The 24,406-nt window shown below is 67.8% G+C and carries 21 protein-coding genes; 15 read left to right on the top strand and 6 right to left on the bottom strand.

Annotation, left to right across the window (positions count from 1 at the left end; genetic code table 11):
• Positions 1-25 precede the first annotated feature (25 nt).
• A complete protein-coding gene (locus BLP88_RS08715) occupies positions 26-1,114 on the bottom strand; it encodes an ABC transporter permease (protein ID WP_074588505.1) in 1,089 nt (362 codons plus the stop codon).
• 212 nt (positions 1,115-1,326) lie between these two features.
• Here BLP88_RS08715 and BLP88_RS08710 point away from each other — a divergent pair, with 212 nt between their 5' ends.
• The 6 genes from BLP88_RS08710 (at position 1,327) to BLP88_RS08685 (ending at position 11,306) form a co-directional block, all read left to right on the top strand.
• The gene (locus BLP88_RS08710; RefSeq protein WP_074588503.1) at positions 1,327-2,631 is read left to right on the top strand and encodes a sensor histidine kinase; all 1,305 of its coding nucleotides are present in this window, start codon (positions 1,327-1,329) and stop codon (positions 2,629-2,631) included.
• A complete protein-coding gene (locus BLP88_RS08705) occupies positions 2,624-3,280 on the top strand; it encodes a response regulator (RefSeq protein ID WP_074588746.1) in 657 nt (218 codons plus the stop codon). The genes BLP88_RS08710 and BLP88_RS08705 overlap by 8 nt, the downstream gene beginning before the upstream one ends.
• Before the next feature lie 146 nt (positions 3,281-3,426).
• Positions 3,427-7,278 (top strand): NPCBM/NEW2 domain-containing protein, encoded by a 3,852-nt coding sequence (locus BLP88_RS08700; RefSeq protein ID WP_074588501.1) that lies wholly within the window; start codon positions 3,427-3,429, stop codon positions 7,276-7,278.
• 145 nt (positions 7,279-7,423) lie between these two features.
• Positions 7,424-8,089 (top strand): GntR family transcriptional regulator, encoded by a 666-nt coding sequence (locus tag BLP88_RS08695; RefSeq protein ID WP_074588499.1) that lies wholly within the window; start codon positions 7,424-7,426, stop codon positions 8,087-8,089.
• On the top strand, positions 8,086-9,264 hold the full coding sequence (locus tag BLP88_RS08690; protein ID WP_074588497.1) for an MFS transporter: 1,179 nt from the start codon (positions 8,086-8,088) through the stop codon (positions 9,262-9,264). Before BLP88_RS08695 ends, BLP88_RS08690 begins: the two co-directional genes overlap by 4 nt.
• 59 nt (positions 9,265-9,323) lie before the next feature.
• On the top strand, positions 9,324-11,306 hold the full coding sequence (locus tag BLP88_RS08685; RefSeq protein WP_175453525.1) for a penicillin-binding transpeptidase domain-containing protein: 1,983 nt from the start codon (positions 9,324-9,326) through the stop codon (positions 11,304-11,306).
• Between the two features lie 34 nt (positions 11,307-11,340).
• Here the strand turns inward: BLP88_RS08685 and BLP88_RS08680 are convergent, their stop codons facing one another.
• The 3 genes from BLP88_RS08680 to BLP88_RS08670 form a co-directional block, all read right to left on the bottom strand.
• Positions 11,341-11,718, bottom strand: a complete 378-nt coding sequence (locus BLP88_RS08680) for an ArsR/SmtB family transcription factor (protein ID WP_139163343.1) — start codon at positions 11,716-11,718, stop codon at positions 11,341-11,343.
• 10 nt (positions 11,719-11,728) lie between these two features.
• Positions 11,729-13,024, bottom strand: coding sequence for an MFS transporter (locus BLP88_RS08675; protein WP_074588495.1), 1,296 nt, complete (start codon positions 13,022-13,024; stop codon positions 11,729-11,731).
• A gap of 125 nt (positions 13,025-13,149) precedes the next feature.
• Positions 13,150-14,307, bottom strand: coding sequence for an epoxide hydrolase family protein (locus BLP88_RS08670; RefSeq protein WP_074588741.1), 1,158 nt, complete (start codon positions 14,305-14,307; stop codon positions 13,150-13,152).
• A gap of 100 nt (positions 14,308-14,407) precedes the next feature.
• Between BLP88_RS08670 and BLP88_RS08665 the strand changes: the two genes are divergently transcribed.
• The 5 genes from BLP88_RS08665 to BLP88_RS08645 all read left to right on the top strand — a co-directional run bounded on the left by BLP88_RS08665 (position 14,408) and on the right by BLP88_RS08645 (position 20,052).
• Entirely contained in the window at positions 14,408-15,091 is a 684-nt protein-coding gene (locus BLP88_RS08665) for a TetR/AcrR family transcriptional regulator (RefSeq protein WP_074588494.1), read from the top strand.
• Between the two features lie 212 nt (positions 15,092-15,303).
• Positions 15,304-16,455 (top strand): GGDEF domain-containing protein, encoded by a 1,152-nt coding sequence (locus BLP88_RS08660; RefSeq protein ID WP_074588492.1) that lies wholly within the window; start codon positions 15,304-15,306, stop codon positions 16,453-16,455.
• Positions 16,456-16,552: 97 nt separating this feature from the next.
• Complete coding sequence (locus tag BLP88_RS08655) at positions 16,553-17,836, top strand: FAD-dependent oxidoreductase (RefSeq protein ID WP_245679817.1); 1,284 nt, start codon at positions 16,553-16,555, stop codon at positions 17,834-17,836.
• The gene (locus tag BLP88_RS08650) at positions 17,826-18,344 is read left to right on the top strand and encodes a hypothetical protein (protein ID WP_074588491.1); all 519 of its coding nucleotides are present in this window, start codon (positions 17,826-17,828) and stop codon (positions 18,342-18,344) included. The genes BLP88_RS08655 and BLP88_RS08650 overlap by 11 nt, the downstream gene beginning before the upstream one ends.
• Positions 18,345-18,369: 25 nt before the next feature.
• Positions 18,370-20,052 carry an ATP-binding cassette domain-containing protein gene (locus BLP88_RS08645; protein WP_074588489.1) on the top strand — a complete coding sequence of 561 codons (1,683 nt, stop codon included), beginning with the start codon at positions 18,370-18,372 and terminating at the stop codon, positions 20,050-20,052.
• On the opposite strand, the gene BLP88_RS08640 is transcribed toward BLP88_RS08645, so the two are convergent.
• A complete protein-coding gene (locus BLP88_RS08640) occupies positions 20,049-20,396 on the bottom strand; it encodes a GntR family transcriptional regulator (RefSeq protein ID WP_074588487.1) in 348 nt (115 codons plus the stop codon). The genes BLP88_RS08645 and BLP88_RS08640 overlap by 4 nt on opposite strands.
• A gap of 44 nt (positions 20,397-20,440) precedes the next feature.
• Here BLP88_RS08640 and BLP88_RS08635 point away from each other — a divergent pair, with 44 nt between their 5' ends.
• The 4 genes from BLP88_RS08635 to BLP88_RS08620 are packed head-to-tail and all read left to right on the top strand — an operon-like array spanning position 20,441 to position 23,753.
• Complete coding sequence (locus BLP88_RS08635) at positions 20,441-21,274, top strand: hypothetical protein (RefSeq protein ID WP_074588485.1); 834 nt, start codon at positions 20,441-20,443, stop codon at positions 21,272-21,274.
• 51 nt (positions 21,275-21,325) lie between these two features.
• Positions 21,326-21,904, top strand: a complete 579-nt coding sequence (locus BLP88_RS08630; protein ID WP_074588484.1) for a sugar O-acetyltransferase — start codon at positions 21,326-21,328, stop codon at positions 21,902-21,904.
• Between the two features lie 2 nt (positions 21,905-21,906).
• A complete protein-coding gene (locus BLP88_RS08625) occupies positions 21,907-22,572 on the top strand; it encodes a TetR/AcrR family transcriptional regulator (protein WP_074588482.1) in 666 nt (221 codons plus the stop codon).
• A complete protein-coding gene (locus tag BLP88_RS08620; protein WP_074588480.1) occupies positions 22,569-23,753 on the top strand; it encodes an MFS transporter in 1,185 nt (394 codons plus the stop codon). The genes BLP88_RS08625 and BLP88_RS08620 overlap by 4 nt, the downstream gene beginning before the upstream one ends.
• Here BLP88_RS08620 and BLP88_RS08615 read toward each other — a convergent pair.
• Positions 23,686-24,399 carry a phosphatase PAP2 family protein gene (locus tag BLP88_RS08615; protein WP_084110994.1) on the bottom strand — a complete coding sequence of 238 codons (714 nt, stop codon included), beginning with the start codon at positions 24,397-24,399 and terminating at the stop codon, positions 23,686-23,688. The genes BLP88_RS08620 and BLP88_RS08615 overlap by 68 nt on opposite strands.
• Between the last annotated feature and the right edge of the window lie 7 nt (positions 24,400-24,406).

Raw genomic sequence — 24,406 nt, 5'->3', positions numbered from 1 at the left:
GGGGAATTTATAGGAATGGCAGGATTCAGTTGCCGCCGAGGGCCAGTATCGGGTCAACCCTGGTGACCCCGCGGACGGCCAGGACCGCGCCTGCCAGGCCCATGATCACCACGCCCGCGACGGGCAGGATGCCGGTCAGCGGCGTGATCAGGAACGGCGCCGCCTGGGCTGCGAAGAATCCGCCGATTACGCCGAGGGTCCCGCCGGCCGCGGCGCCTGCCAGGAGTACGACGCCGGCCTGCACCAGGGCGTCGCGCAGCACGTAGGAGGTGGAGCCACCGAGGGCTTTCAGGACGGCGATGTCGCGCGTGCGCTGTACGGTCCAGACCGTCAGGAAGGCCACGATGACCAGGGCGGAGATGCCGTAGAGGAAGGCCTGCATCAGCATGAGCGAGCCGTTCTCGCTCTTGTAGGAGCCCAGCGCCTGGAAGGATTCCGTGGGCGTGGCACTGACCGTCCCGGCCGCCGCATTGGCGGCGTCCGTGTTCACGGAAGCTCCGGCGTCGAACGTCACGGCCAGGACGGTGGCCTCGTCCGTTCCGGCGTGCGCGGTGGTGCGCCAGGTGTCCAGGGTGGTCCAGACGACCCCGGTGTGCGAGTACCACTGGTCCGGCACGACGGCGGAGACCGTCAGTGCGGTGCCCGCGATGGCCACGCGGCTGCCGGCGGCCAGCTCCAGTTCCTTCGCCAGGGTTTCGCCGATGACGACAGAGCCGTCGCTCGGTTGCGCCGGTGCGGGGACAGCGCCGTCCGTGCCGAACACGGCCACGTTCGTGGTGCCGCGGGCCGCGCCGTCATCGCCGATGGACTGGAATCGGGTCTGGTTGATGCCAAGAGCTTCGGCGGAGGCCACCCCCGGCCGGCTGCGCCACGCCTCGAGTTGTTTCGGGGTGACCTCGGATTCCGTGTACGAGGCCTTCGCTTCGCCGCCGGGCGGCGCTCCGAAGACGATCTGGTCCGCAGGGAGGGCGGCGATGGCCGAGGTGGACTGGTTGCCAAGGCCGGCGGTCAGGCCGGAGAGCATGACCAGCAGCAGGGTGATCAAGGCAATCACGCTGCCCATGAGGGCAAAGCGGCCTTTCGCAAAGCGGAGATCGCGGAGCGCGAGGAACATCGGAATCCTTCGTTCATGCCCCTGGCCGTTCATGCCGTGGGCGGTATGTGTTCTGTTTCCACTCTGTCCGCTACGCGGCCCTGGAACATCGGGCACGGGGTTGATCTGGTGGAGCCAATGGGTTGAACTGCGGATCAACCGATTGGTTGATTCGGCTGTGATTGTGCGCGAATCGGGCAGTTCTGTCGGTGGCGCTGGCTACTCTGGAAAGCATGGAGGAACCGCAGGAGTCACAGGGCGGCACGGCGCTGATCCTGCGCGTACTCCGGGTGTGCCTGCACGTGGGCTTCGCGGTGCTGCTGCTGGTGGCAATGGTCCGGCTGCTGATCGGCCCGGCTTCGCCCCCGGCACTGGGCGCAGGCTTGGTCCTTTCCCTGCTGCTCGCCGCCGTGTATCTCGCGGGCACGCTCCTCGAAAAGCGCTACGCGTCGGACCCTGCCCGCTTTGACCCGAACCCGTTTGCACTCCGCTGGCTGGGCGCCGTGACCCTGCTCTGGCTGCTCCTGCTGCTGGTCAGTTCCGACTTCGCCTGGGTGGCCTTCCCGCTCTTCTTCCTGCAACTGCACCTGCTCCCCCTGCGCTGGGCCCTGCCCGCCATCGGCGCCAGCACGGCACTGCTGGTGGGGGCGCTGTGGTTCCACAGCCGCGGTGCCGGCGACGGCGGCATGCAGCTTGCCATGGTCCTGGGACCCGTGTTCGGGGCCGCGTTCGCCGTGGTCACCGGGCTTGCCTACCGGGCCCTCTACGCAGAGGCCGAGAACCAGCGGAAGGCAGCGGAGGAACTGCGCCGGACCCGTGCCGAGCTGGCCAGGAGCCAGCATGACGCCGGGGTCCTGGCCGAGCGCGAACGGCTCGCCCGCGAAATCCACGACACCCTGGCCCAGGGCTTCTCCAGCATCGTCCTTATGGGCCGGTCCGCCGCGAAGGCCCTCGACGCCGGGGACCGGGAGACGGTGCGCAGCCGCCTGCAGACCATGCAGGAGACCGCCGCCGCCAACCTGGACGAGGCCCGCAGCTTCGTCCGCGGACTCCGGCCGCCGGCCCTCGAACGGCAGGGCCTGGTGGAGGCCCTGCGCCGGCTCTGCGCAAAAACCGAGGGCGAGGCCGCCGCCCGGGGCACCTCCCTTCGCTGCCGGTTCGAGCTCGACGGCGCAGCCATCGAGCTGCCCAACGCCTACCAGGCCACCCTGCTGCGGGCGGCGCAGTCTTCCCTCGCAAACGTCTGGGCGCACGCGAAGGCGCGGACCGTCGTCGTCACTTTGTCCTTCCTGGACGCCGAGGTGACCCTGGACATCTACGACGACGGTGTGGGCTTCGACCCCGCCACGGTGCTGCCCGCCGCGGCTGCAGGGGATCGCGGAGACGGCGTCGGGATCAAGGGCCTGCGTGAGCGGCTGTCCGCCTTGGGCGGCGCCCTGGACGTCGAATCCGCCCCGGGCGAAGGAACCGTGGTGGCCATCCGGCTGCCGCTGGCCGGGAGGAACGGGCTGGCCGAAGGTGGTGCATCCCGTGGCTGACATCCGCGTGCTGCTGGTGGACGACCACCCCGTGGTCCGCGCCGGACTCCGCGCCATGCTGGCTGACTTTGACGGCGTCACCGTGGTAGCCGAGGCGGCCGACGGCGGCGCCGCCTTGGCCGAACTCTTCCGCCTGCACACCCTCGGCGAGCCGGTGGATCTGGTCCTGATGGACCTGCAGATGGGTGCCGGGATGGACGGTGCCACCGCCACCGGAAGGATCAAAGCCGGCGACGCCGGAACGCCCCCGCCGCCCGTTCTCATCCTCACCACCTACGACACCGACGCCGACATCCTGGCCGCCGTCGAAGCCGGCGCCGCGGGCTACATGCTCAAGGACGCGCCGCCGGAGCAGATCCGCCAGGCAGTGCTCTCCGCCGCGGCCGGCCAGACTGCCCTGGCGCCCGGGGTCGCGGCCCGGCTCATGGGACACATCCGCAACCCGGTGACGGCACTGAGCCCGCGGGAGCTGCAGATCCTGGAACTCCTCGCCACCGGCCTCGGCAACCGGGCCATTGCCCGGCAACTCTTCATCTCGGAGGCCACCGTGAAGACCCATCTGGTGCACATCTACGCCAAGCTCGGCGTGGACAACCGCACCGCCGCCATTGCCGTGGCGCGGCAGCGGCGGATCATCCGGGACTCCTGAGCCGCGCGTCTCCTCCTGGGCAGCGCTCCGAAGTACACCCGGCAATTTTGGTGAAACGCTTGACCTGCCGCCTTTTGACCGTGACGATTAGTGAACGTTTCACTGTGAGTTAGATCATAAAAAGTCATCCTCGAAAGTGAGTCCCCATGTCGTCACCCTCAACACGCCTGCCCGGGAGCGCCCGGAGAGGCGCCCGGGCCAGCACCCTCGGCTGTCTCAGAACCAGGACCACCGCACTCGCCCTCGCCGCCGTCCTCGCGGCGTCGGCCCTTCCCTCACTGGCCTTCGCAGCTCCTGCGGCCGCTGCACCCGGGGACCCCGCGGCCATCAAGACCGTCACTCCCGAGGTCCCGGTGGACGCCTCAGGCGTTCCGCTGGGCATGATCACCGGATTCAGGCAGCACAACAACGTGGTTGAGCTCGCCGCGGAAACCGGAGCGGTCCGCGTGACCTTCGTGGACGAAAGCAATTTCCGGCTCGAGGCCGACCCTTCCGGAAGCTTCACCGACCCCGCCAACACGGACCAGGGCGACCCCGCCCGCACTGCGAACATCGTGGTGGGCAAGGACAGGTTCGGCGGCGCGGCTGTCACCGTCACGGACGGTGCGCTGATCACCATCAAGACCGCCAAGGTCACCCTGGAAATCGACAAGGCCACCACGCGGCTCACGGTCAGCCGGGCGGACGGCTCCCTGGTCTTCGCCGAGTCCGCCCCGATCACCTTCGGCGCCAAGTCCGCCACCCAGCACCTGCAGCCCCGGCAGGATGAACAGTTCATCGGCGGAGGCATGCAGAACGGCCGCTCCGTGCACACCGGCGCCCTGATCAACATCGCCAGGAACTTCGACTGGGACGACGACGGCTACCCCAACGCCGTCCCGTACTACATGTCCTCCAAGGGCTACGGTGTCCTCCGCAACACCTTCGCCCGCGGTTCCTACGACTTCGGCGGCCAGCCCAGCACCACGCACGAAGAAAAGCGCTTCGACGCCTACTACTTCGTGGGCGACTACAAGCAGTCCCTGGGCGCCTACACCACGCTGACGGGCAAGCCCATGATGCCGCCGGTCTATGCCCTCGAATACGGCGACGCCGACTGCTACAACCGTTCCAACCCGGGCTACTCCTCCTCGGGCTACGGCGACCCGGACGGCGCCAAGCAGCGCACCCCGGACGCCATCAAGACGGCGCGCAAGTTCGTGGAGAACGACATGCCCGCCGGCTGGATGCTGGTCAACGACGGCTACGGTTGCGAATACCAGGAACTGCCGGAAACCGTGGCCAACATCGAGCACGAGACCGATCTCAAGGTGGGCCTCTGGACCCAGCGCTCCCTGACCAACCAGGCCTACGAAGTGGGCGAGGCCGGCGTGCGGCTGCGCAAGCTTGACGTCGCCTGGGTGGGTCAGGGCTACCGGCAGGCACTGACCGGCTGTGAAGCCGCCCACGGCGGCATCGAACAGTACTCGGACGCCCGAGGCACCTCGCTGATGGTTGAAGGCTGGGCAGGCTCCCAGCGCTGCGGAATGCAGTGGACGGGCGACCACTCCGGAAACCTCGACGCCGTCCGCTGGCAGGTCTCGGCCCTCACCGGTGCCGGCAACTCGGGCTTGGCGTTCACCACCGGCGACGTGGACGGCATCTTCGGCGGATCCGCGGAGTCCTATGTCCGCGACCTGCAGTGGAAGTCTTTTGCGCCCGCCCTGTACTCGATGTCCGGTTGGGCGCCGAAGGACAAGCGGCCCTGGCTCTATGGCGATGAAGCCACCGTCATCAACCGCAAGTACCTGCAGCTCCGCCAACAGCTCATGCCCTTCATCTACACCCTGGCCCAGGAATCCGCGGCCACGGGCGTGTCCATGATGCGCTCCATGGCCCTGGAATTCCCGGAGCAGCAGTGGTCCTATGGGGACGAGGCCAACAAGCAGTTCATGCTCGGCAAGGACTTCCTGGTGGCCCCTGTCTTTACCCAGACAGATGTCCGCAACGGAATATTTCTCCCGGCAGGCCAGCAGTGGGTGGACTACTGGACCGGCAAGCTCTACCAGGGCGGCCAGATCCTCAACGGCTACAACGCCCCGCTGGACAGGCTGCCCGTGTTCGTCCGGGCCGGCGCCGTGGTGCCGCAAGGCATCGTGGCCCGCAACGCCTCGCTGGTACCCGAGGATTCGCCGATCACCCTTGACGTCTACGCCAAGGGCAGGAGCAGCTTCGCCCTGTACGAGGACGACAAGGTCACCCGCGATTACAAGGACGGCAAGGCCTCGCGCCAGCGCTTCGACGTCGACGCCCCGGACTATGGCCCGGGCACGGTGTCCGTGACTATCGGAGCCCGCGAAGGCGCCTACGCCGGCAAGGCCGCGGCCCGGCCCTACCAGCTCACAGTGCACGCCGGCTCCGCCCCGTCGGAGGTCCGGCTCGGCGCGGCGTTGCTGCCCAAGCTCACCGGAAAGGACGCCTTCGACGCCGCCGCCACCGGCTGGTATTTCGACCCCGCCAACAACGGCACTGTCCACGTCAGGGCCGGCACCATCGCCTCGGACAAGTCCGCCAGCGTGCTCCTGAAGCAGGCAGGACCCCTGGGTGGTGCCAGCCAGGAGGCCGTCGCAGCCGAAGTCCGCGTCACCACCGGAAAGCAGGTCTTCCAGGATCAGGAAACCACCGTCACCGCCGAATTCGTCAACACGGGCAAGAGCACCAAGTCCAACGTCAAGATCACCCCGTCCCTGCCCGAGGGCTGGACCGTGAAGAGCGCCGGTGGCGACACCACCGCCGCCGTCCCCGGCGGCGGTTCAGCGACGGCGAGCTTCGTGGTCTCACCCGGCTCCAGCGCGAAGGCGGGCCCGCAGACCGTCCGCTTCGCGGCGTCGTACACGGCTGCGGACGGCACCGCGCAGACGGTGGCCGGCGCGAACCAGATCTACGTGGCCTACGGCTCCCTCGCCGCGGCGTACAACAACATCTCCGTCACCACGGTGGCGAACAAGGCGCTGGGCAACTTCGACGGTGGCGGGGCCACCTTCGCGGCCGAGCAGCTCGCCACCGCGCCCATCCCGGCAGGCGGCGTCCGCCCCGGAAGCACGGTGACCGTGAACGCCGGAACGCCGAAGCAGGTGGACTTCACCTGGCCCGCGGCCGGACCGGATGTGCCGAATGCCGTCGCGCTTTCCGGGCAGACCATCGCCGCGAGCGGCAAGGGCACGCACCTGGCCGTGCTCGGTTCGGCGGCGGTGGGCGGCGGCACAAGCCCCGTGCTGACGTTGACGTATACGGACGGCTCCAGCGAGAAGCAGTCCATCTTCTTCCCCAACTGGCTCCAGCCCAGCGTGCTCAACGGCGCCGTGGTGGCGGTCTCCGAGATGGGCCGCAACAACGCCAACGGGCCGTCGCCGGAATACACGCAGTACAAGTACCAGGCCTTCGCTAATACGGTGCGCCTTAACCCCACCAAGGAACTGGCGTCCGTGACCCTGCCCACCGATACGCGGGTGAAGTTCTTCGACTGGAAGGTCAGCACCCAGCCCCTGCCGGAGGCGCCCCGCGGCACCGTGTACGCCTCGGAAACCCCGTGGGTGGACGCCGTGAACGGGTACGGCGTGATCGGCATCAACGTGACCAACAAGGACTCGGCAACCTCCCCCGACAAGCCGCTGGCCATCAACTACACCGACCCCGCCACCGGCACGCAGCCCAGCTACAGCAAGGGCTTGGGCGTGCACGCGCTGTCCAGGATCACCTACTACCTGGGCGGCAAGTGCTCCTCCTTCACCTCGCAGGTGGGGCTGGAGAGCGGCTTCGGCGGCAACATCATCTTCAAGGTCAACGCCGACGGCGTCAACAAATATCAATCCCGCACCTACACGCCGGGCTTCGCACCGGAGGCGGCAGCCGTGGACGTCCGCGGCGCGGCGTACGTGGAACTGGTGGTGGAGCCCTCCGGCTCCATCAACGGTGCGCACGGCGTGTGGGGCGACGCGAAGTTCACCTGCGAGCCCTGACCCGGTAACGCCCCAACTGAAGTACGACGGCGGCCGGCCACCTTCCCGCGGAGGTGACCGGCCGCCGTCGGGCTGTTCAGGACGGTTGCGGAAGATGTGGTTGTATAGATGTATACAAGTATTGTTCTGAGCCGAAAGTCATGCGATGGCGGAGTCACCTGCCCGGAACACCGGGGCACATTTTGTCTATGCCGAGCTGAAAAGGCGGATCCTCAGCCTCGAACTGGAGCCGGGAGAGCGGATCTATGAACCCGCGATGGCCGCGGCCCTGCAGGTCAGCCGGACGCCGCTGCGGGAGGCCATCAGGCGGCTCATCTCGGAGAGTCTCCTGGAGCAGCAGCCCACGGGCGGGGTGGTGGTGCCGGCCTTGGACGATGCGGCCGTTTCCGAGCTGTACGACGTCCGCGCGGCGCTGGAATCCCTGATGGCACGGGAGGCCTGCGCGAAGGCCACGCCTGAGGACATCGAGTTCCTCAACGGCATCCTCGAGCGCAATACGGCCACCGTGGCGTTCGCCGACGAAGCCATGAAGTACGGCGAGGCCCTGCATGCGGCGATTGCGGGGATCGCCGGAAATTCCTGGGCGCGGCGCTTCCACGAGCAGGTGTCCAGCCAGATGCAGCGCTACCGGCACTACACCAACAACCTCCAGGAACGCCGCGACCAGGCCCTCGCCGATCACAGGATCCTGGTGGAAGCCGTGGCCTCGGGCAAACCGGAGGAAGCTGCCAGGATCGGCTTTGACCACGTAATCGGCGCCCGAGATGAGGCGCTGCGGGCCACCTCGGGCGGCACGCCCGCCACCAAATGATCGGCGAGCTTGGCCGCCGCTCGGTCGCGGCGCTCCTCATCAATTCGACCCTGATCCAGGCCATTACGTTCCTTGTCCGGCCGGCCGCAACGTACCGGGCCTTGGAACTGGACGTTCCCGGCTTCGCCCTCGGCCTGCTGGCCGCCAGCTACGCCGTCTTCCCCCTGATCCTGGCCGTTCCCACCGGCGGGCTCGTGGACCGGCTGGGAGAGCGCCGGCTCATGGCGATCGGCGGGTCGATCGTCCTTGCATGTTCGGCCTTCCTCCTGCTGTGGGGTTCCTCGATCGCGGCGTTGGTGATCGGTACGGCCCTCCTTGGCGCAGGGCAGATGGCCTGTGTCGTCGGGCAGCAGGCGGTGGTGGCCAACAACGCCACCTCGTCCCGGCTGGATTCGGCCTTCGGATACCTCACGTTTGCCGCCTCGCTGGGCCAGGCCTTGGGCCCCTTCGCCATCTCGCTCGTAGGGGGCTCCTCCGTCCGTCCCGACACCCAGGCGATCTTCCTCCTGGCCACCTGCATGGGTTTCGTGATGCTGGCGACCACCTTCGCCATCTCCGCCGGCACGAGCACTACGAGGAAGAAAACTGCAGCCGGCGACGGCAGCAAGGGAGGGGCTGTTTCGCTGCTCAGGGCGCCCGGAGTAGCCCGTGCCCTGGCCACCAGCGCCACGGTTCTCGCCGTCGTCGACCTGACCGTGGTCTACCTGCCGGCGCTCGGTTCGGAGCGCGGGCTTTCCGCGGCGACCGTAGGCCTGATGCTCACCACCCGCGCGGTGTTCTCGATGGCGTCGCGGCTTGGCTTGGGACGGATATCCCGGAAGCTCGGGCGCATGAAGCTGCTGGTGCTCAGCCTCGCACTCTCAACGGGGACCCTGGGCGTTGCGGCGATTCCGATGCCCGTGTGGCTCCTGTTCGTCGTGATGGCCCTCCTGGGTCTGGGCCTGGGCATCGGGCAGCCGTTGACCATGTCCTGGCTGTCCGCCCAGGCCCCGGCCGGGCAGCGAGGCCGGGCCCTGGCACTGAGGCTCGCCGGAAACAGGGTCGGCCAGCTGGTGCTGCCCAGCGCCATCGGTGGCGTGGCTGCCGGACTCGGCTCGGCAGGAGTTTTCCTGGCTTCGGCTGCGGTGGTCGGCGGGACACTCCTGCTGCTGCGCGGCGTGCGGCTGGACGACTAGCGGCGCCAACGCCCCGCGCACCGCCGGCCCTTCCCTTCCCGTCGCAGGGACACGGCATAATGGCGCGGGTGGGGAAAACAAAGATTCTGGTAACTGGATTGACCGCCCTGATGCTGGCCGGATCACTGGCTGCGTGCGACGACGGCCGGGCCGGGGCGGAGGGCGCCGCGAAGCAGCTCGCGGCCTCGTTGGCCGCGCTCGACGTCGGCCCGCTGGCCCTGGAAGGGACGGACACCGCCGCTGCCAACGAGCAGCTCAGGGCCGTGTTTGCGGACTTCGGCGAGACCAAGCCGGCCGTGGCGGCCGGTGAGTTGAAGCTCGACGGCGACAACGCCACCGTGCCGCTGAACTACAGCTGGAAGCTGGGCTCCGCCGAATGGAAGTACAGCTCCCAGGCCGAGCTGAAGAAGTCCGGGGACAAGTGGTCCGTGCAGTGGAACCCTGCGTTGCTTGCCCCGGAGCTGAACGACGGCGAAGTCCTGGATGTGGCCACCCTCAGCGCCAAGCGGGGCGGCATCCTTGGTGCCGGAGACACCCCGATTGTCCAGGACCGCAAGGTGATCCGCGTGGGCCTGGACAAGACCAAGGTGGACGCCGCCAGGGTGGATTCCTCCGCCCGGGCACTCGCCGGGCTGGTCGGCCTGGATGTGGCGGAGTACGCCAAGCAGGTAGCGGCTTCAGGCCCGCAGGCCTTCGTGGAGGCGATTGTGCTGCGCGGCTTCACAGCGGAAATCACCGAGGCCAAGCTCAAGGCCATCCCGGGAGCGGCCACCCTGGCGGACACCATGCCGCTGGCGCCCACCCGCGGCTTCGCCCGACCCGTCCTTGGTGCCGTGGGCTCGGCCAGCGCCGAACAGATCGAAAAGTCCAAGGGCTCCCTTAAGGCTGGCGACGTGGTGGGTACGGGCGGCCTGCAGGAGAAATACGACTCCCTGCTCCGCGGCAAGGACGGCCTGGTGGTCGCGGCGGTCCCGGCATCGAAAGAAGGTGGACAGGATGCTCCCGCGGAAGGCACCACCGGGGAGCCGCGCACGCTGTTCGAAATCCCGGCCACGGACGGAACTTCTCTGAAGACCACGCTGGACGTGAAACTGCAGCAGCTCGCCGAGGCCACCCTGGAGGACACCGGACCGGCTTCGGCCATTGTGGCGATCCGGCCCTCCACCGGGGCGGTCCTCGCGGCGGCATCGGGCCCCGGCAGCAACGGCTACAACACCGCCATGCTTGGCCAGTACGCGCCCGGCTCTACCTTCAAGATGGTCGATTCCCTGGCGATGTTCCGCAACGGCATGACCCCCGATTCCAAGGTCGAGTGCACCCCCACCATCACGGTGGATGGCCGCACCTTCAAGAACGCCGAAGGCTACCCCGCGTCCTCCCTGGGGTCGGTGACCCTGCGGGACGCCTTCGCGCACTCCTGCAACACGGCCTTCATCGGCGCCCGGGACAAGGTCAGCCAGGAACAACTCGAATCCGCCGCCACCTCCCTGGGCGTGGCCGTGGAAGCGCCCAGGCTGGGCGCCGACGCTTTCCTCGGTTCCGTCCCCGGGACGGCTGAAGGCACCGAGCACGCCGCCTCCATGATCGGCCAAGGCAAGGTGCTGCTCTCGCCGCTTGCCGCCGCGGTGATGGCCGCGTCCGTCGGTCACGGCGCCCCCGTCTCGCCGCAGCTCGTACTTAACCCCGACGGCGGTGACGCACCCGCGGACGGCGCCTCGCCGTCGTCGGCTGCTTCCCCTGCCGCACCGTCAACCGCGGCGATCTCGAAACCGCTGACCAAGGCCGAAGCGGCCGCCCTCAGCGACATGATGCGCGCCGTGGTGACCTCCGGTCACGCCGGCTTCCTGGCACAGGTCCCGGGGGCGCCGGTGGGCGCCAAGACCGGCACCGCCGAGTTCGGCAACGACAGCCCGCCCAAGACCCACGCCTGGATCGTCGCAGTGCACGGGGACCTCGCCGTGGCAGTGTTCGTGGAGGACGGCGGCCTGGGCGCCACCACCAGCGGCCCGCTGCTCAAGGAGTTCCTGACCGCGGCGGGTTGAGGCTGGTCGTCGCAGACCCTCCTTGGACCTTTGACTACTCGTGGAACGGTTCGCCGGTGAGCTGGTGGTCGGCGTGGTTCAGGGTTTCGCGGATGAGCCGGACGAGGTGGCCGTCATGCAGGGAGTAGATGACGTGGCGGCCGTCCTTGCGGGTGTCCACCAGTCCGCTGAGCCGCAGCTTCGCCAGGTGCTGGCTGACCACAGTGCGCGGAACCTCAGCCTGTTCGGTGAGCTCCGTGACCGACTTTGGCCCCGAGGTCAGCTGCCAGAGCAGGTGCAGCCGGGTGGGTTCGGCGAGCATCCGCAAGGTTCCGGCCGCGGTGTCGAGGAGTTCAGCGTCCGGGGTGACTTCGTGGACGAGCGAGGGCACGGCCTGTTGCTTGGTGATGCCGGCGCTGTTCGCGATGCTCAAGGGCCTGCTCCTATTGCTTGAGTTCCGTGGCGTCCCGGCTGTCCGGGCGGGTGTCCGGGTGCGCCCCCGCCGGCCTGCGCGGCCACGAGAGGAATGCACCTGTACCGCCTATCATCGCAACAAATGTCAGAGCCAAGGCAGCCGGGCCAAGCCCCGCCGCGGCGCCGAGCCAACCCGCCAGCGGATAGGTGAGGATGTAGCAGGCGTGCGAGAGCGAAAACTGGGCGGTGAAGACGTAGGGCCGGGTCGCTTCGTCCGAGGCCTCGCGCAGCAGCCGGGCCGACGGCGTCAGGACCGTTGAGTTGCCGGCGCCCAGCAGGAACCACAGCCCCAGGAGGAGCGGCCACGCGCTGTTTGAATCGCCGCGAGGTTCGCTGGCCGGTTCCGCCACGAACGTGGCCGCTGTGGCTGCGGCCAGGGCCGCCGGGATGACCGCCGCTCCGGCGAGCATGACCGCGCGGTCGCCGAAGCGCTCCAGCAGCCGGGGCGCTCCGAGGGCAATGGACATGGAGCCGACTCCGAAACTTGCCAGCGCCAGGGCAAGGTCTGTCTCCGGCCGGTGCAGCACCTCCCGGACGTAGACGACGGTGTTCACCAGGACCATGGCCGTGGGGGCGGCAACCACCAGGTTCAGCGCCAGCAGCGACCGCAGTTTGGGGGTCCGGAGAAAGATCCGCGTGCCGAGAGTGGTGCGGTGCCACAACGACGCCGGAGCCTCCTGTGCCGCGTGGCCCGCCGTTGCGGGCAGTGCCGTGCGGAGCACCAGGAACGCCGAGAGCAGGAACCCCGCGACCGTTCCAAGGAACAGCTTGTTATAGCTGAGAACCGTCAGCAGCAGGGCCGCGATCGCCGGGCTGGCCAGGGCTTCCAGGTCGTAAGCCAGCCTGGACAGCGACAGTGCGCGCGTGTAGTCCCGTTCTGCGGCAAGGACCACAGGGACCAGGGACTGGAAGGCCGGGGTGAAGGTTGCCGAGGCGGATTGCAGCAGGAAGATCACCACGTAGATCTGCCAGGCCTCGGTGATGAACGGCAGGCACAGGGCCATCGCGGACCGCACCAGATCGGCACCGACCAGGACCGGCTTCTTCGACAGCTTCGCCGCGACGGCATTGATGACCGGGGCGAAGCCCACGTAGGCGGCCATTTTGATGGTGAGGGCCGTGCCGAGGACGGCGCCCGCGTCCTTGCCCGCCAGGTCAAACGCGAGCAGGCCCAGTGCCACGGTGAGCAGCCCGGTGCCCAGGAGAGCCACGATCTGGGCGGCGAACAGCCGCCGGAATGTCGTGTTCCGCAGCACGGCCAGCATCACTTCCCCTTCCGCATTAAGTGCATATGTGCATGATAGTGCACATATGCACTGGCGGGTACTGGCGCAGGGGCGGCAGGTCCCCGGACAGCGGCCTGTCCGGGGACCTGCCAGAAGTGGTTTGGTCAGCTGCCGACCGGAGCTTCGGGAGCGAGCTCCGCGTGCTGCGCGGGCGCAGTGAGCCGGCCATAGAAGCGGGCGATGTCGGCGGCGATGGCCTCCGGCGATTCGTGGGCCGCGTAGTGGCCGTGCTCCGGATAAACCGTCCAAGCCGCGATGTTGCTGTGGTCGCGCTGGGCGAAGCGCCGGATGGACTGGAAATCCCGGCCTCCCGCCGCGAGGGCAACGGGCACCACGGTTGGTCCTGCCGGGCGTTCCTGGGACTTGGCCATCTCGTAGTAGAACCGTACGGACGAGGCCATGGTCCGGGTGAACCAGTAGACGGCGACGTTGGCTACGATGAAATCGTCGTCAAGATCGTCCCCGAAGAGCTGGCTGTTCCAGCCAAGCAGGCCTGCGGGTGAATCGGCCAGGGCATGGGCCAAAGTCTGGGGAGACTGCGACTGCAGCTGGTTGAAAGCTCCCATGTTTTGCCAGAACCAGTTCAAGTGCTCAATCGCGGCTTCTTCCTCTGATGTCAGCCCTGCCAATTCCGTTGGATCCCCGGTGGGGAAGGAAAACAACTGGGTGACGTGGACACCAATGACGTGGGTGGGGTCCAGGCGCCCGACCTCCGGGGAAATGATGGAGCCGCCGTCATTCCCGACGGCCCCGTAGCGTTCGTACCCAAGCCGCGACATCAGTTCCACCCAGGCCCTGGCCACCCGGTACTGGTCCCAGCCCCGCTCGGTGGTGGGGCCCGAAAAACCAAAGCCGGGGGTTGAAGGAACCACCACGTCGTAACCGGCGGCCACCAGGGGGTCGATGACGTCGAGGTATTCCACAATGGAACCCGGCCAGCCGTGGGTGAGAATGAGCCCTGTTGCGTCCGCCTTGCCGCTGCGGACGTGCAGGAAGTGGATCTTCTGCCCATCGATCTCGGTAGTGAACTGCGGGTAACTGTTGATCCTGGCCTCGAAGGCGCGCCAGTCAAAGCCATGGCGCCAGTGGGCCAGGAGCCGCTGGACCCTGTCCACGGGGACGCCGTAGTCCGAGCCTGAATCCGGAAGCTGGTCCGCCCATAGGGTTCGGTCCAGCCTTTCATGAAGGTCATCGAGCTCTGCTTGGGGAACGCTTACCCGAAACGGCTGGATGCTGCTGACTTCCGCTGCTTTCGTTTCCATGATCTTGATCTCCCGATGATTCCGCCAAACGGAACGGTTTATTCCGTTCTGCTTCAAAGGTAGCGGAACGAAGCATTCCGTTCAATGCTATTCTTGAAGAATGAGCACTCCCGGGCAGCCCAAGGATCCAGCCGCCTACGCCGGCCCTCTCAGCGGGCGGCGGGCCCAAGCTGCGCGTAACGACCACGCGATCCTCTCTGCGGCGCGGACCGTCTTCCTGCAGAACCCGCACGCACCCGTTGCCGCCGTGGCCACGGCGGCGGGCGTGGGCATTTCAGCCTTGTACAGGCGCTATCCGGGGAAGGAGCAGCTGCTGCAAAAACTCTGCGCCGATGGACTCAGGACGTTCATAGCAGTGGCGGAGCGGCATTCGGATGCCCAGCCGGACCCCTTCACGGCGCTCAAGGAATTCGTCCGGGGCATTGTCGACGCAGATGTGCACGCCCTGACCGTCAAGCTCGCGGGAACCTTCACGCCCACCCCGGAACTTGGCGAACTATCGGCCCGGGCCGGCACGCTCGCCCAGGAAATATTCAACCGGGCATTCGAGGCCGGAGCGTTGCGCGCAGATGCCGACGCCAACGACATACCCATGGTCTTTGAACAACTCACCGCCATCCGCCTGCGTGACGAGGCGCGCACTGCAGCCCTCCGCCACCGTTACCTGGATGTCCTGATGGACGGCCTCCGCTCCAGCCAGGGTGCCGAAGCCCTCTCGGCGCCCCCTCCCAGCAGTCAGGAACTCGGTGAGCGCTGGATCGCACCGGATGCCATCATGGACTGATGGCCAAGCCCTTCACCGCGGCTGCGCGCCATGGCCTGGGATGGACCTACTCACGCGACTGGCCGCTTGGTAAGCTCGCATCCAGTCGAGCATCAGATCTAGCTGAGGGGATCACATGCCCGTTGGCCCGTTTCGCGAACCCGCCAGAGCAGGCCGGGCGGGGCGCGAGCGGCCCGGGATCCGGCTGGATTTCCGAGCCCGGGCAGGCACCGATGGCGCTTGATACGAACAGCCTGAGGGTGGCTTTTGCCGTGGTGGCATTCACCGTGGGCATCCTGTTCTACTTCGCGGATTATCTAAGCACCCGGTCCCCCTACAGCGGCTGGTGGTCCGTATCCCTCGCCCTGTTCCTGCTGGGTTCGGCCGCACTCCTGCTCCAGGAAACGCCATTCCGCTGGCTGGCCAACCCGATAGGTAATTCATTGCTGGTAAGCGGTGCGTGTGCCGTCTGGGCCAGCGCCCGGTCCGTGCGGGCTCTTCATCCGCCTGTTTGGATACTTATCGCCGTGCCTGCCTGTTCGGCCGTCGCGGCCGCGGTGGACCATCCGGACACCAACCAATGGGCCGGGGACGCCGTGTTCCTGGCCTTCATGTGCCTCATGATCGGACTGGCTGCACGGGAGTTGTGGCTCGGCGGCCCGGAAGCCTCCAGGATCCGGATGGCTATGTGCGTTGCCGCCGCCGCGGTCGCCACCTTCTACTTCTGCCGTCTCATGTCGTTCATCCTCGATGGTCCAGGCAGTACCCGGTACAACACGTTCTTCGGCTCCGCCGTCACCACCCTGGTTGGCATGGCGTTCCTGGCCGTCGCTTCATTCAGCATGTTTGCCCTCAGCAGCGAAAACCGTGCCCGTTTGCTCAAGTCTGCCGCCGCCCAGGACGGACTCACGGGCCTCTTGAACCGTTCGGCATTCCTCCAGGACGCCGGCGATGAGCTGCGCAGGATCCGCCTGGAGGGCACGCACGGTTCCCTCGTCTTGGCCGACCTCGACCATTTCAAGGAGGTTAATGACAGCTACGGACACGCAGCGGGGGACGTTGCCCTGAAGGCCTTCGCCGGGGCGTGCCGGGCAGCTGTCCGTTCCGGTGACCTCGTGGGCCGGATAGGGGGAGAGGAATTCATCCTGCTCGTGCCGGGTATCAGTGCGGAGCGGGCGCGGCTGATCGCCACGGAGATCAGTAACCGTTTTGAAACGGCCAGCGCGGCCGCCCGCTTCCCGATGCCCACGGCAAGCTACGGAATCGTCCCGGTCGGCAAGGGAACGGCGGACCTGGATGAGCTCATCGCCGCTGCGGACGCAGCTTTGTACACGGCGAAAAGCCGCGGCCGCGACCAGGCGGTCATCGGCAGGCACGAGGACTGAGGCTCCAAGCGCAGCACCGGCAACTCTGGACAAGCGCTCACCGCCGTGCACACTTGAATTCATCGCTTGCTGAATTTGCGGCTACCCGGGAGGCCCCGTGCACAAGGCTGAATACACCACGTGCCTTATCGCAGGCGGCGGTCCCGCCGGGGTGATGCTCGGACTCCTGCTGGCGCGCGCCGGCGTCGAAGTCACGGTGCTGGAGAAGCACGCCGACTTCCTCCGCGATTTCCGGGGTGACACGGTGCACGCCTCAACCATCCGCCTCCTGGACGAGCTGGGGCTCGGCGAAGGTTTCCGGAGGCTTCCGCAGAGCAGGCTCGGCAATTTCCGCCTGCCCACCCCGTCCGGGGATTCGGTGATGCTCGCCGACTTCGGGCTCCTCAAGGCCCCCTACAACTACGTGGCCATGGTGCCGCAGTGGGACCTGCTGAGTTTCCTTGTGGAAGCCGCCGGGCACGAACAGGCCTTCACGCTGCGCATGAGCACCGAGGCCACTGATTTGCTGCGGGACGGAACCGGCAAGGTGATCGGGGTCGCGTACCGGAGCCGGGAAGGCAACGGCGAGGAAACCGGCGAGATCCGGGCGGACCTCACCGTGGCCTGCGACGGCCGCGGCTCGGTGCTGCGTGCCCGGGCCGGCCTGGTGCCGCGCGAGTTTCCCGTGCCATTCGACACCTGGTGGTTCCGGCTGCCCCGCAACGCGGACGAGACGGAACCCGTCGCTTCGATCGCGCCGCGCTTCGCCGGGTCCGAGGTCCTTCTGAGCCTGACGCGCAGGGACTACCACCAGATCGCCTACCTCGCGGCGAAAGGACTGGACCCGACGCTGCGCGCCGAAGGGGTGGAAGCCTTCCGTGCCCGGGTGGCGCGGCTCCGCCCGGACCTCGCCGACCGCGTGGACCACATCCGTTCCATGGACGACCTCCACCTGCTGGACGTGAAGCTCAACCGCCTGCCCACCTGGCACCGGCCGGGCCTGCTGCTGCTCGGCGACGCCGCGCACGCCATGTCCCCGGCCGGCGGCGTCGGCATCAACCTCGCCATCCAGGACGCCGTGGCCGCGGCCCGGGTGATCGCCTCGCCGCTGCTCAGCAGAACGCTCGACGGCGGCCACCTCGCCGCCGTGCAGAAGAGCCGCCGGCTGCCTACGGTCATTGTCCAGACGTTCCAGAGGCTGCTGCACCGGGTGGTTTTCGCCCAGGTCATGGCCGGAAAACAGCCAAATCCGCCGAAGCCGTTGCTCTTCGTGGCCCGGAACTTCCCGGCATTCCGCAAACTGCCCGCCCGGATGATCGCCTTCGGTCCCCGTCCGGAACACGCACCCGGCTTCGCCCGGCGCAAGCCGGACCCTGCGCCGGAGCCGCACCATGGCGGCTGAACGGCGGCTGTTGCCGCAGGGCTGGCGGAAGCTGGTGCTGGTCCTGCACGTCACCGGCGGCGTCGGCTGGATGGGCCTGGACGTCGGGCTGCTGTTCCTCGTGTTTACGGGCCTCCTGACGGACAGCGGCCGGACTGCCGTCGCCGTCTATACCGCGATCGGAATACTTGTTCCGCCCGCCGTCGTTTCCCTCAGCCTGTTGATGCTGGTCACGGGCCTGGTCCAGGGCCTTTGGACCAAGTGGGGATTGTTGCAGTACTGGTGGGTGGTGGTGAAGCTGGTGCTCGGAATCGTGCTGACCGCCCTGGTGTTCATTGCGTTGCTTCCGGCAGTGGGCTCGCTGTCAGCCGAGCTGATCGGCACGGACGGGGCCAGCGGAGCAGCCGTGCGCCGCGCCCTGGGTGCCGCGCCGGTCCAGCTCCTGTTTCCGCCGATCGTGTCCTTCCTGTCCCTGGCTTTCGCGCTGGTGCTTGCCGTCTACAAGCCATGGGGACCGGTGCGGCACTGACATCGACCCATGGGAAGATTGGGCAGTGGCCCATATTGACGTTTCCGGCATCGACTACTTCCTCTCCGACGGCACCCAGTTGCTCAACGGCGTAACCTTCAAGGTTCCGGACGGCAGCAAGACGGCGCTGATCGGGCCGAACGGAACCGGCAAGACCACCTTGTTCAAGATCATCGCCGGGGACATCACCCCGGACGAGGGCACCGTGGGCCGCTCCGGCAGCATGGGCATCATGCGCCAGTTCGTGGGCCAGGTGCGCGACGAATCCAGCGTGCGGGACCTGCTGGTCTCCGCCGCGCCGCCCGCCCTCGCCGCAGCCGCCAAGGCCGTGGAGGACGCCGAGCTGGCCATGATGAAGCACGACGACGAGCCCACCCAGATGCGGTACGCCCAGGCGATCGTGGACTGGGGAGACGCAGGAGGCTACGACGTGGAGACCGTGTGGGACGAGGTCTGCATGGCCGCCCTGGGCGTGTCCTTCGACAAGGCCCAGCACCGCCGCGCGTCGAGCCTGTCCGGCGGCGAGCAGAAGCGGTTGGTCCTTGAGGCGCTCTTCGCCGGCCCCGACGATCTGCTCCTCCTCGACGAGCCGGACAACTACCTGGACGTCCCCGGCAAGCGCTGGCTGGAGGGCAAGCTCAACGAGTCGAAGAAGACCGTGTTCTTCATCAGCCACGACCGTGAACTCCTTAACAACGCCGCCGGCCGGATCGTCACCCTGGAGCCGGGCATCAACGGTGCCGGTGCCTGGATCCACGGCGGTGGTTTCGGCAGCTACGTGGAAGCCCGGGCGGACCGCAACGCCCGCTTCGAGGAACTGCGCAAGCGCTGGGACGAAGAGCACGTGAAGCTCAAGGAATTGGTCAACATGTACAAGACCAAGGCCGCGTTCCGCTCCGACATGGCCAACAAGTACCAGGCCGCCCAGACCCGCCTGGCCAAGTTCCTGGAGGCCGGCCCGCCCGAGGCGCTGCCGCTGGAGCAGAACGTGCAGATGCGCCTGCGCGGCGGCCGCACCGGCAAGCGTGCCGTGGTGGCGGAGAAGCTCGAGCTCACCGGCCTGATGAAGCCCTTCTCCACCGAAATCTGGTTCGGCGACCGCGTGGGCGTGCTGGGCTCCAACGGTTCAGGCAAGAGCCATTTCCTGCGGCTGCTCGCCGCTGGCGGCACCGATCCGGAGCGCGAGCACCTGCCGGTTTCGGACGTCGAAATCGCCGAAGTGCCGCACGAAGGCACCGTGAAGCTCGGCGCCCGGATCCGGCCCGGATTCTTCGCCCAGACACACTCCCGCCCGGACCTGCTGGGCCGCACCCTGCTGGACATCCTGCACCGCGGCGACGAACACCGCTCCGGACTGGGCCGCGAAGCAGCATCCGGCGCCCTGGACTCCTACGGGCTGGTGGGTTCCGCGGAACAGAAATACGACTCCCTGTCCGGCGGCCAGCAGGCGCGTTTCCAGATCCTGCTGCTGCAGCTGTCCGGCGCCACCTTGCTGCTTCTGGACGAGCCCACGGACAACCTGGACCTGCACTCGGGCGAGGCCCTTGAGCGGGCGATCGACGCCTTCGAGGGCACCGTGCTGGCTGTGACCCACGACCGCTGGTTCGCCAAGTCCTTCGACCGCTTCCTGGTGTTCGGCTCGGACGGCAAGGTCTACGAATCGGCCGAGCCCGTGTGGGACGAGAGCCGGGTGGAGCGGGCGCGTTAGTCGACGTTCTTGATGATTTCGATGAGTTCCTCGATGGCGAAGCCCTGTTTGCGTGCGTAATGGACGAGGTCGCGGGCCTGGCTGATGACTTGGCTGCGCTCTGGGACGCCGACCACTGAGACACCCCTGCCGCGCCTGAACTCAAGGAGTCCTTCGTCGCGCAGAAGCCGGAGGGCGCGCAGCACCGTGTTGGTGTTCACGCCCAGGATGGCGGCCAGGTCCTTTGCCGGCGGCAAGCGTTCTCCGGGGCGCGCTTCACCCGCCCCGATGGCACGGCGGATCTCCGTTGCGACCTGCTCGAAAAGGTCGGTGGGGTCTTCCTTGCGCACCTTGACTGTCAACATGGTGATAGTAAGATTAGCACCATATTGGGACCAAGGAGGCAGCCATGACTGTCACCGGAGACTCCCGGACCCTCCGGCCTGAGGAGCCAAGCGGGCGGGCGACAACGCCCGAAGTGCTAATTCCCGAGGCCAAGCGGCGTGCGAAACGCAGGCGTCGCCGCTATACTGCCGTTCTCCTGCTGGCAGTTGTCGGCGTCGCAACCAGCATGTTTCTGGCGCAGCCCGGGCAACAACTTCCGGCGGCCTCCGACGAGCCTCCGGTCTTCTCCGCTCCTGACATCGGGAAGCCGGCAGGCATTCTGGCCATGCACGGCATCTACCATTTCGGTTGGGTGCTCGTCTATGAGGACGGGCGGGTGATCCAGATGGTGGAGCGGGGAACCGGTCAGGTGATGGAGCGGCGGCTGACGCCCGCAGGAATTGAACGGGTGCGGTCCGGGGCTGTACATCCCGGCGCACTCATCTCGCAGCCGGAGTCCGCTTTGCCCGCCGACACGTGGGCGGATTCCGCGGCCGTGCCGTATGTGGCTGCCCGCTATGCTGCCTGCTACGAACCGCCGAGCAATATGGAAGCAAGGATGGGTTACCTGCCGGTCACCGTCCAAGGCGTCCTGCGCAGAAGCCCTCACACCTACAAAGAGACCGACCTCTTTACCCGGTCCTTCGACCGCCCCCGGCCATACCTGGACTGCGCGGAGCTGAGTCCTGCCGAAGCGAACTACGTGGGCAGCGCCATCGTGGGTGGCACGCTTCCGGGTTTTGACGGGATTGAACCTGGCCGGGACTGGTGCGCTACGGTCGGCCCGCCCCTGGATTCGACAATGTTGTGCTTGTGGCAGGTGCTCCCCCACGGCTCGTGGGTGTTGTGGGGAGGATGACGCCACGGGGTGGCTACCGCTGCACCACGCCCGTTGTGTACGATCGTACACATGACTGATTACTTCGCCGGAGATCCGCGCAGCAACCGCGAACGGATGCTCGCCGGTGACCTCTACATTGCGGACGACCCCGAAAGCGAGAAGGAAGCCCAGCGGGCCATGGCGATGCAGGCGAAGTTCGCGGCCGCGTACCCGGACGATCCACTGGGTTCGCAGTCCATCCTGGCGGAGTTCCTGGGCAGCGTGGGCGACGAGGTGCACATCAAGGCGCCCATATATGTCGATTACGGCACATACATCTCGGTGGGTGCCCGGACGTTCGTCAACTACAACCTCACGGCACTGGATGTCGCCCCGATCACCATCGGCGAGGACTGCCAGATCGGCCCAAATGTCCAGCTGCTCACCCCCACCCACCCTGTGGAACCGCAGCCGCGCCGCGACCGCCTGGAGGCGGCCAAGCCGATCACCATCGGGGACAACGTCTGGCTGGGCGGCGGCGCCATCGTGCTGGCCGGCGTCACCATCGGGGAAAACTCGGTCATCGGCGCCGGTGCCGTGGTCACCAGGGATGTGCCGGCCAACTGCGTCGCCGTGGGCAACCCCGCACGCGTCATCCGCGAGATCTAGGCGTGGCCACCCGCCGTTTCGACCCCGAGCGCCGGGACCGGATCATCGGTGCCGCCCTGGACGTGATTGCCGCCGAAGGTGTCGCCGGGGCCTCGCACCGGAAGATCGCCTCGCACGCCGGGGTGCCGCTCGGGTCCATGAGCTACCACTTCATCGGCATGGACGAACTGCTCGCCGAGGCCTTCACCCGCTTCAGCACCTCCGTATCGGACCGCTTCGACGAGCGTCTCGGCCGGGCCGAAGGGATCGACGCCGCCCGGCAGGCCGTGGTGGACTTGATCCACGAGGACCTCCTGGACTCGCAACGGGACCTGGTCCTAACCCACGAGCTCTATACGCTGGCGGCACGTAAACCGGCATTCCGCGCCATCACCCACGACTGGATGGCACGCAGCCGCCGGGCCCTGGGCCTGCATTTCGACCCCGACACCTGCAGGATGCTGGACGCCCTGATCGAAGGCCTTTCCATCCACGCCGCCCTGGATGCGGAACCGAGCAATACCGAACCCAGCAGCGGCTCCGAACCGCACAGCCGGGCCCGCACCGCCGCGGCGGTCGCCCGCATCACCACACCCGGCACCGCGGCACTGGACCACACCGCACCCGACCACATAGCACCCGACGACCCCGCCGCATCCGACCACACCCGGGAAGCCACGCACGAATGACCCTCACCACAAGCACCAACGTCCGCGCCGCCGCCACGGCCACCTTCCTGGTCTTCGCCATGAACGGCCTGGTCTTCGCCAGCTGGGCCGCGCGCATTCCCGCGGTGGCGGAGCTCCTGAACCTCGGCTCGGGCCAGATCGGCACGCTGCTGCTCTGCATCGCCGTCGGCTCCCTCGTGGCGCTGCCGTCCAGCGGCTGGCTGATCGGCAGGATCGGCACGGCGAACGCCGTCCGCTTCGCCGGCTTGCTCCTCGGCGCTGCCGGGGTCGGCGTGGCCCTCTCCCTGATGGCCGCCGCCGTGGCGCCCACCGCAGGCTGCCTGTTCTTCCTCGGCATTGGCATCGGCGTCTGGGACGTGGCCCAGAACCTCGAAGGGGCCGACGTCGAACACCGCCTCGGCCGGACCATCATGCCGCAGTTCCACGCGGCTTTCAGCGGCGGCGCTTTCGTCGGTGCGCTCATCGGTGCCGGGCTCTCGCAGCTTGGCGTCGGCCTGCCCGAGCACCTGCTGGTCATCGCCGCCGTCGCCGTTGCGCTGGCCCTGACCGCGCCGCGCTACTTCATCCCGCACGTCGCCGCCCACACCGGGCCCGACGGCGGTGCTGCCGCCCCCAAGGGCACCTCCGCCTGGCGGGACGGCCGCACCCTGCTGATCGGCGTCGTCGTCCTCGGCGCCACCCTGACCGAAGGCGCGGGCAACGATTGGATCGCGAAGGCTGCCGTGGACGGCCTGCACGCCAGCGAATCCACCGGCGCGTTGCTGTTCGCCCTGTTCGTGGCGGCGATGACCCTGATGCGGTTCGTCGGCGGCCGTGCCATCGACCGCTTCGGCAGGGTGCCCGTGCTGCGAGCCAGCATGGCCGCCGCCGCCGCGGGCCTGGCATTGTTCGTGTTCTCCGGGAACATCGTCCTGGCGGCGATCGGCGCGGGCCTGTGGGGCATCGGCGCCGCCCTCGCGTTCCCGATGGGCATGTCCGCCGCCGCCGACGATCCCAAGCACGCCGCCGCGCGCGTCTCCGTGGTGTCCACGATCGGCTACGTCGCGTTCCTCGCCGGCCCGCCGCTGCTGGGCTACCTGGGCGACCACACCGGCATCCGTTTGGCGCTGCTCGCTATTGGGGCGCCGATCCTGCTTGCCCTGTTGCTCGCCGGCGCCGCGAAACCCTTGCCTTCCAAGTAAGGATCCTGCGCGCCTCTGTATTCTCCGAACGGCATGCTTCCTGGACGGGTAGCCAGAGCAGGAGGACCACCGCGGCCGCGAGGCAGGCGCCGCCCACCACGTCACTGAACCAGTGGGCCGCCAGGTAGGTGCGGCTGAGCATCATGGACACGGCGCCCACGGCCGCCAGCACCCACGCCCACGCCCGGCCTATGAGCAGGGCGGCGGCCAGGACAAACGCCGCCGTGCTGGAAGCATGCCCCGACGGGTATGAATAGGTTTCAGTGAACACCCCTGCATCGCCAGGGCGCGGGCGCTGGATGAGCAACTTGAGGAGCTGGACCACGAGCGTCACTGCCACGCCGGCCACCACGCTGAAGAGGGCCATCTTCGGCCGGCGCCGTACGAGCAGCGCGGCGCCCAGCAATGCGTGGAACACGAACATCCCCGTGTAGCCGGCCCAGTTCAGCACCAGGTTCACACCGTCCCAGAAGGCGTTGCGCGCGCCCAGGATGGTGTCATGCCAGCCGGTGTCGGCGCCTTGGAACGGAGGGTGGCGCGGGTCCGGCAGGAGCATGCCCGCGAAGACAGCGGCAACAGCCAGCAGCGCAATGGCCGCGGTAATGGTCCACCCCGGGCTGAGTCTGCGTGGCTGAAGGATCCCCATCAACCCA

Source organism: Arthrobacter cupressi, from assembly GCF_900099975.1.
Taxonomy (GTDB): Bacteria; Actinomycetota; Actinomycetes; order Actinomycetales; family Micrococcaceae; genus Arthrobacter; species Arthrobacter cupressi.
The sequence above is the reverse complement of the archived record's forward strand: the minus strand, read 5'-3'. Positions and strand labels throughout refer to the sequence as shown.

What these genes read in the sequence shown, in the direction of transcription:
- BLP88_RS08615 (WP_084110994.1), bottom strand. Translation starts at nt 24,399, where the DNA reads ATGGGGATCCTTCAGCCACGCAGACTCAGCCCGGGGTGGACCATTACC.
- BLP88_RS08685 (WP_175453525.1), top strand. Translation starts at nt 9,324, where the DNA reads ATGGCGCGGGTGGGGAAAACAAAGATTCTGGTAACTGGATTGACCGCC.
- BLP88_RS08665 (WP_074588494.1), top strand. Translation starts at nt 14,408, where the DNA reads ATGAGCACTCCCGGGCAGCCCAAGGATCCAGCCGCCTACGCCGGCCCT.
- BLP88_RS08695 (WP_074588499.1), top strand. Translation starts at nt 7,424, where the DNA reads ATGGCGGAGTCACCTGCCCGGAACACCGGGGCACATTTTGTCTATGCC.
- BLP88_RS08620 (WP_074588480.1), top strand. Translation starts at nt 22,569, where the DNA reads ATGACCCTCACCACAAGCACCAACGTCCGCGCCGCCGCCACGGCCACC.
- BLP88_RS08715 (WP_074588505.1), bottom strand. Translation starts at nt 1,114, where the DNA reads ATGTTCCTCGCGCTCCGCGATCTCCGCTTTGCGAAAGGCCGCTTTGCC.
- BLP88_RS08650 (WP_074588491.1), top strand. Translation starts at nt 17,826, where the DNA reads ATGGCGGCTGAACGGCGGCTGTTGCCGCAGGGCTGGCGGAAGCTGGTG.
- BLP88_RS08670 (WP_074588741.1), bottom strand. Translation starts at nt 14,307, where the DNA reads ATGGAAACGAAAGCAGCGGAAGTCAGCAGCATCCAGCCGTTTCGGGTA.
- BLP88_RS08690 (WP_074588497.1), top strand. Translation starts at nt 8,086, where the DNA reads ATGATCGGCGAGCTTGGCCGCCGCTCGGTCGCGGCGCTCCTCATCAAT.
- BLP88_RS08675 (WP_074588495.1), bottom strand. Translation starts at nt 13,024, where the DNA reads ATGCTGGCCGTGCTGCGGAACACGACATTCCGGCGGCTGTTCGCCGCC.
- BLP88_RS08710 (WP_074588503.1), top strand. Translation starts at nt 1,327, where the DNA reads ATGGAGGAACCGCAGGAGTCACAGGGCGGCACGGCGCTGATCCTGCGC.
- BLP88_RS08640 (WP_074588487.1), bottom strand. Translation starts at nt 20,396, where the DNA reads ATGTTGACAGTCAAGGTGCGCAAGGAAGACCCCACCGACCTTTTCGAG.
- BLP88_RS08635 (WP_074588485.1), top strand. Translation starts at nt 20,441, where the DNA reads ATGACTGTCACCGGAGACTCCCGGACCCTCCGGCCTGAGGAGCCAAGC.
- BLP88_RS08630 (WP_074588484.1), top strand. Translation starts at nt 21,326, where the DNA reads ATGACTGATTACTTCGCCGGAGATCCGCGCAGCAACCGCGAACGGATG.
- BLP88_RS08660 (WP_074588492.1), top strand. Translation starts at nt 15,304, where the DNA reads ATGGCGCTTGATACGAACAGCCTGAGGGTGGCTTTTGCCGTGGTGGCA.
- BLP88_RS08700 (WP_074588501.1), top strand. Translation starts at nt 3,427, where the DNA reads ATGTCGTCACCCTCAACACGCCTGCCCGGGAGCGCCCGGAGAGGCGCC.